General features: G+C 37.5%; 5 protein-coding genes. 4 read left to right on the plus strand and 1 reads right to left on the minus strand.

Annotated elements, in window-relative coordinates:
- The first annotated feature begins 288 nt into the window (after positions 1 to 288).
- A complete protein-coding gene (gene xseA / locus V757_RS17865) occupies positions 289 to 1,683 on the plus strand; it encodes an exodeoxyribonuclease VII large subunit (RefSeq protein ID WP_023949659.1) in 1,395 nt (464 codons plus the stop codon).
- A gap of 60 nt (positions 1,684 to 1,743) precedes the next feature.
- A complete protein-coding gene (gene sodB, locus V757_RS17870) occupies positions 1,744 to 2,328 on the plus strand; it encodes a superoxide dismutase [Fe] (protein ID WP_023949660.1) in 585 nt (194 codons plus the stop codon).
- Positions 2,329 to 2,577: 249 nt separating this feature from the next.
- Here the strand turns inward: sodB and V757_RS17875 are convergent, their stop codons facing one another.
- A complete protein-coding gene (locus V757_RS17875; protein WP_023949662.1) occupies positions 2,578 to 2,727 on the minus strand; it encodes an entericidin A/B family lipoprotein in 150 nt (49 codons plus the stop codon).
- Positions 2,728 to 2,958: 231 nt separating this feature from the next.
- On the opposite strand from V757_RS17875, the gene V757_RS17880 reads away from it, so the two are divergent.
- Together V757_RS17880 and V757_RS17885 are read left to right on the plus strand one after the other, a co-directional pair.
- The gene (locus tag V757_RS17880; protein ID WP_023949664.1) at positions 2,959 to 5,034 is read left to right on the plus strand and encodes a PhoX family protein; all 2,076 of its coding nucleotides are present in this window, start codon (positions 2,959 to 2,961) and stop codon (positions 5,032 to 5,034) included.
- A 368-nt stretch (positions 5,035 to 5,402) separates the two neighbouring features.
- Positions 5,403 to 6,509, plus strand: coding sequence for a high-affinity branched-chain amino acid ABC transporter substrate-binding protein (locus V757_RS17885; RefSeq protein ID WP_023949666.1), 1,107 nt, complete (start codon positions 5,403 to 5,405; stop codon positions 6,507 to 6,509).
- Positions 6,510 to 6,875: the final 366 nt, after the last annotated feature.

The raw sequence follows: 6,875 nt of genomic DNA on the forward strand, positions 1-6,875 counted from the left end.
ATCCCCAAAAAATGTAGGAAAACTTTGTGTTAAAACCTCTAAAAAAATGAGTGTTTATTATAAGGACAGCTTACTATTGCTTAAAAATTGTGCAATTTAGATGAAATATTTAAATTCATTAAAAATCAATAGGTTATAGTGTTTATTTGATAAAAGAGTTTATTAATCTTCGCTAATTATAAGAAAAATTCGCTATGTGATTGATTTTTTCTTCTTGTGGAAAATTTAAAAAATATTTTTATAAAAATGATGAATTTCAATAATTTTTATGGTATGGAGAGAGAATTTATGTCAAATTCCTCCACCCCAGCAGAAATGATGACTGTTGCGCAATTAAATCGTGCTGTGTCACGTTTATTGAATGAGCATATGTCACAGATATGGGTTAAGGGTGAAATATCAAATTTTGTACAAGCAGCGTCAGGGCATTGCTACTTTACTCTTAAAGATGATGATGCCCAAGTAAAAGCCGTGATGTTTAGAGCAAAGGCAGCAGGGTTGAATTTTCGTTTACAAAATGGTTTAGCTGTAGAAGTATTGGCTACAGTAACCATGTATGAGCCACGTGGTGATTATCAAATTCAGGTAGAGCAAGTCCGACAATCGGGGCAGGGCAATTTACATGAAACTTTTTTACGCATAAAAGATAAATTGTCTAAAGAGGGATTATTTGATTCAAAGCGCAAAAAACGCTTGCCATCTTTTGTACAGACTATCGGTATTGTTACCTCTCTTGGTGCTGCTGCATTACACGATGTACTAACGGCATTAAAACGCCGTGCCCCCTATATTAAAGTAATTGTGTATCCTAGTTTAGTACAAGGAAAAGAGGCGCCCCAAGCATTAATGAAAGCACTAGAACAAGCCGAACTCAGGCATGAAGTTGATGCGGTTCTATTGGTGCGTGGAGGAGGCAGTATTGAGGATTTATGGGCATTTAATGATGAAACATTAGCACGTTTTATGGCTAGTTTATCTCTACCTATCATTAGTGGCGTGGGGCATGAAACGGATTTTACTATTGCTGATTTTGTCGCTGATGTGAGAGCGCCAACGCCTACAGCGGCTGCAGAAATCGTTTCTAGTAGCAAAGAGGAATGGATAAATACCATTCAGCAGTCAATGCAACGCCTTTCTCAAGGAATAGTGCATCATATGCAAATGGCAACTATGCGATTGGATAGGGCAAGTAATCAATTAATTTCACCGACACAACGTTTACAGCAATATGGACAAAAGCGTGATTATCTTGTGAAATCATTAAATCAAGCGATGCAAAAAACGTGGCAAGATAAGAAATATTTGTTAAATCATGAAATAAGGGCGCTACAACAGCTATTACCTAATACGCGGATACAAATGCAAGAAGTAACTAATCTGACTCATCGATTGAGAACGAGTGCGCCTAAACAGTTACAACCATTGCACCAAAACCTTGTTCAGTTTAATAATAAATTGCAAAAACTTGGATCACAGTTACTTGTTAGCAAACAGTCACAATTAAGTGCTAAAGTAGAGACCTTGCAGGCGTATAATCCAAAAGCTATTTTAAAAAGGGGTTATTCTATAACCTACAATATGCAGTCTGATATTATTAAACAATCCCAACAAGTGGTTACAGGAGAAAAACTGAGAATTGAGTTAGGTAATGGTAAACTCAATGTGATGGTTTTGGATGAATAAAAATCCTATATCAGGTAGAATTTAACTATTGGTCAACTTTAATCAATGAAAGGAATTTATATGACAACTCATACTTTACCAGCGTTACCATACGCTTTAGATGCTTTGGCACCACATATTTCAAAAGAAACATTAGAGTTTCATTATGGTAAACATCACCAAACTTATGTGACTAATTTGAATAATCTAATTCCAGGCACTGAGTTTGAAAATGCATCGTTAGAAGAAATCGTTAAAAAATCATCAGGTGGTATTTTTAATAATGCTGCTCAGATTTGGAATCATACTTTTTACTGGAATAGCTTATCTCCAAATGGTGGTGGTGAACCTTCAGGTGCGTTAGCTGAAGCAATCAACGCTAAATTTGGTAGTTTTGCTGCCTTTGTAGAGGCTTTTAACAAATCTGCAGCGGGTAATTTTGGTTCTGGTTGGACATGGTTAGTGAAAAAAGCTGACAGTTCAGTGGACATTGTTAATACAAGCAATGCAGCTACACCATTAACAACAGCAGACAAACCATTATTGACCTGTGATGTATGGGAACATGCTTACTATATTGACTACCGTAATTCACGTCCTAATTATTTAGGCGGTTACTGGAAATTAGTTAACTGGAAATTTGCAGAAGAAAACTTTGCATCATAATCTAGTTTCTAAGATTAACTGAGCCTTTTCAGATCTCGTCTGATGAGGCTAAAAAGAGGGTAGGGAAAAATTCCTATCCTCTTTATTTTTCATGGCTATGGAAAAGTGATACGCCAAAATTCAAATAAAGTATTAGGGAGAGAATACTGAAATGATTGATAGGAGGAAGGTTTGGCAATAAAAAAAAGCGATGTAGCGACATCGCTTTTTTTAGCTCAGTGGAATTTGCGCTAGAACGAAAATCATCTCTCAGGAGATTATGATTTTTTGCCTTTCAACAGCTTGTTCCATTTTTTCGCCAGCGTTTTGGATATCTTTACCCACACCTTTTGTTGTTTCACAACCTGCTAAACCAATTGCAAAAACAGCTGTTAATAGAACTAGGATAGATTTTTTCATAATAAGACTCCTGTTAAAAATGCTTTTAATTCATTCTATGTGATTTATAAATGCTTTGCAAACATTAAAAGTTAATGTTAATTCTTAATCTACAGCGATTACCCTTAAATTGTAACAATTTGGCTATTCTAAAAATAGACTGAACATAGAAATTACTTTGCCATCAAACTGACATAATCAATCGGTATCATCATGGTTATAACTGATTTTAATGTAAAAGAGGATTACACCATGCAACAATTTATTGATCATGATGACTTTTCAACTAACCATAGTGGTAACGAGGAATTCAATACCCTTTTAGCGACTCAAGTCTCTCGTCGTACTATCTTAAAAACAGGGGTAGCCTGTAGTACGATGACTTTCTTTGGTTCAAGTTTAATCGGGGAAGTCGCACAAGCAAAGGAAACAGCTAAAGCTGTTGCAGCGACAATTGGTTTTAAAGCAGTAGAAGCAGGCACAGGCGATAAAATCGTTGTTCCCGAAGGTTATAGTTATCAAGTGATTTCTCGTTGGGGTGATCCTCTTTTTGCTGATTCTCCTAAATGGAAAGGGGATGCAACAGAAAGTTCTGCAGATCAAGCAAAACAAGTGGGTGATAACCATGATGGTATGAAATTTTTCTCTATTGATGGTAAAAATGATGAGGGGCTATTAGTTCGTAACCATGAGTATATCAATCCTGATTTTATTTTCCCTAAAGGCGTAGAAGTAGCAGGTGCAGGTTGGAATGAGGACTGGGTAAAAAAATCTCAACGTGCTCAAGGTGTTAGCGTTGTACATATCCGTTTAGAAAATGGAAAATGGAAACCTGTTTTAGACTCTAAGTACAACCGTAGTATCAATGCACACGATACGGAAATGGTTATTGTTGGTCCAGCAGCTGGTACTGAGTCTATGAAAACAAATGCTGATCCTAGTGGTACAAAAGTGATTGGTACATTTGGTAACTGTGGTAATGGTTTTACTCCATGGAATACTTATTTAACATGTGAAGAAAACGTTACAGATTATTTTGGTAGTTTAAAAGAGGGTGGAGCAGAGAGTACAACGCATATGAAACGCTATGGTGTTTCTTCTAAAGACTCTGAGCCTGAGTACCGTTGGGAGACTTTTGATAAACGTTTTGATGTGGCTGAAGAGCCAAATGAGTGGAATCGTTTTGGTTGGATTGTTGAGATTGATCCTTTTGATCCAACATCTAAGCCTAAAAAATTGTCTGCATTAGGTCATTTTAAACATGAAAATGCGGCTGTGGTAATCGGCAAAGATGGGCATGTTGTTGTTTACATGGGCGATGACCAACGCAGTGAGTACATTTACAAATTTGTTTCTAAGAACAAATACAATCCAAATAACCAAGCAGAAAATCGTGGTTTATTGGATGAGGGTACATTATACGTTGCTCAGTTCTTAGACGGTGACACTAAAGGTGATTTACAAGGTGTAGGTAAATGGATTCCATTAACACTTGAATCTGTTGGAACAAACGGTAAACCATTAAGTGAAACATTTAAATCAATGGGTGAGCTTTTAGTCCATACACGTGAAGCAGCTGACTTAGTGGGGGCAACACCAATGGATCGTCCTGAGTGGATTGCGGTTCATCCTCAAACAAATGAAGTATATGTTACGTTAACAAATAACTCTGATCGTGGCTCAGATAAAGAACGTAAAGGCATGGGTGGTGTTAAACATCCTGGCGTTGATGATGCTAACCCACGTGTGAAAAATCCGTATGGTCAAATCGTACGTTGGAATGAAAAAGAGTCTGATCCAAGTGCAATGTCATTCACATGGGACGTTTATTTCTTAGCAGGTAATCCAAAAGTACATCCTGCGGGTGATTTAATGGCTGGTACAGAAAACATTACGGACAAAAATTTATTTAATAGTCCTGATGGTTTAGCATTCGATAAAGACGGTCGTATTTGGATTCAAACAGATGGTAACTTCTCTAATAAAGATATTTATGAGGGAATGGGTAATAACCAAATGCTCGTGGCTGTACCAGAAGCGGGTGATAGAAAAGGCGAAATTCGTCGTTTCTTAGTGGGTCCATCTGGTTGTGAGATTACAGGTATTACTTTCTCTCCAGATTATAAATATGTGTTTATCAATGTACAGCACCCTGGTGAGTACGGTAAACACCCTCGTGCACCAAAAGATGTTAAGCCACAAGATGATCCATTAGCATTCTCAAAATGGCCTATGGGTGATAATGAGGATACAGAAAATAGTGGTGGTCGTCCACGTGCAGCTACGGTTGTTATCTGGCGTGATGACGGTGGTGTTGTTGGTGCATAACCACTATCACTAAAAGAAGGTGAATTGTTTGATGAGTTTTAAAAAAATTCATCAAGCACTAGAGTAGAGGGCAAAGTCTGTGATTTTGCCCTCAGTTTGTTTTAGCAAACTTGTTAATAAGTTTTGTATCTCAATCTAGTCTGCCTCTTATTGTGTTGATTTTGACGTACAGCTTTTCTATGGTAATGAAAACCTGTACGCCGAAAATACCCATTATTAACAGTCTGATGGCAAAGTCTGTGATTTTGCCCTTTTTTAATGCATTTTAAGGGGTTTGCATCAGGGTAAACACTAGAGATTTTGCTATATACAAAAGAGTGTATTTAAGTTATTCTTATTGAAACTTTTTTGTTATTGGAGTCTTCTTTATGAAATACCATTTATCTGTTTTAGCCGTTTCTTTAGGATTGGCTTTATCAGCTACTGCTCAAGCTGATGTTGTTAAAATTGCTACAGTTGGCCCAATGACGGGTGCATTAACTCAATATGGCGTTATGGTACGCGAAGGTGTTGATACAGCTATTGAGAAAGTAAATGCGGCTGGTGGTATTAATGGTCATACATTTGAAGTAGTTAATGTAGATGATGCATGTGAACCAAAACAAGGTCCAACAGCGGCTAACTCTGTCGTTAACCAAAAAATTGGTTTTGTTGTTGGTCCAGTATGTTCTGGTGCAACTAACGGTGCTGCCCCGATTTTTGATGAGCAAGGTATTGTGATGGTTACACCATCAGCTACTTCTCCAACCGTAACTGAAGGTAAAAATTTCGAGTTTATCTTCCGTACAATCGGTCGTGATGATCAACAAGGTCCTGTAGCGGCAGAGTTTATCGCTAAACAAAAACCAGCAAAAGTTGCTGTTTTACATGATAAACAATCTTATGGTCAAGGCGTAGCAACTTCTACACGTGATAGCTTAGAGAAATTAGGCATCAAAGCAGCTATTTTTGAAGGTATTAATGCAGGTGAATCTGATTATTCATCAGTGATTACTAAACTTAAGTCAGCAGGTGTTGATTTTGTTTACTACGGTGGTTATCACCCAGAGTTAGGTCTATTACTTCGCCAAGCGAAAGAGCAAGGCTTAAAAGCACGCTTTATGGGACCTGAAGGTGCTGGTAATGCAGATATCAATGCGATTGCTGGTGATGCCGTTGAAGGAATGTATGTAACTTTCCCACCTGATTTCTCTAAAAATGCAGAAAATGCTGAAATTGTTAAAGCCTTTAAAGACAAAGGTCGTGATCCATCTGGTGCTTTCCAATTAACAGCATATGCAGCTACTCAAGCTATCCTAGAGGGTATCAAAGGTGCAAACAGTACTAATCCTGCCGACGTAGCTAAATGGTTACATGCTAACAAAGTAAATACAGTTATTGGTGAAGCTAGTTGGGAGCCTTCTGGAGACTTAACAAGCTTTAAATTTGACGTAGTAGAGTGGCACAAAGACGGTTCTAAAACTGTAGTGAAATAATATCTCTACTGAACAAATAGTATAACTAAGCTCTATAGAGGCACCTGAATATTTTATTTAGGTGCCTTTTTTGTGGTTATACATACGCTTTACTTTAGTATGTGAGCTGTTTATATAGCATCATAGTTAAAAATAGTTACTTCTCATTATGGATAATACCGATGATAAAAATAGTGTCTATTGTAAGCGTCCGGTGAACTCCGATTGACTTCCGTTTTTAAACGTTCAATGCCCCGATTTTGTCGGGGCATTGTGTTAATTCTTGGTGTCGTTTGGCGCTTGCCAACGATGAGGCAGAAGCTCAGTAATGTCCTTCGCTTTCTGTGTCGGCAATCGTKMCAACACATCCTTAAGSTRAGCATCTGA

It is taken from the genome of Pelistega indica (assembly GCF_000506865.1).
Taxonomy (GTDB): domain Bacteria; phylum Pseudomonadota; class Gammaproteobacteria; order Burkholderiales; family Burkholderiaceae_B; genus Taylorella; species Taylorella indica.

Coding starts and splice junctions, on each gene's coding strand:
- xseA (WP_023949659.1), top strand. CDS start 289: ATGTCAAATTCCTCCACCCCAGCAGAAATGATGACTGTTGCGCAATTA.
- sodB (WP_023949660.1), top strand. CDS start 1,744: ATGACAACTCATACTTTACCAGCGTTACCATACGCTTTAGATGCTTTG.
- V757_RS17875 (WP_023949662.1), bottom strand. CDS start 2,727: ATGAAAAAATCTATCCTAGTTCTATTAACAGCTGTTTTTGCAATTGGT.
- V757_RS17880 (WP_023949664.1), top strand. CDS start 2,959: ATGCAACAATTTATTGATCATGATGACTTTTCAACTAACCATAGTGGT.
- V757_RS17885 (WP_023949666.1), top strand. CDS start 5,403: ATGAAATACCATTTATCTGTTTTAGCCGTTTCTTTAGGATTGGCTTTA.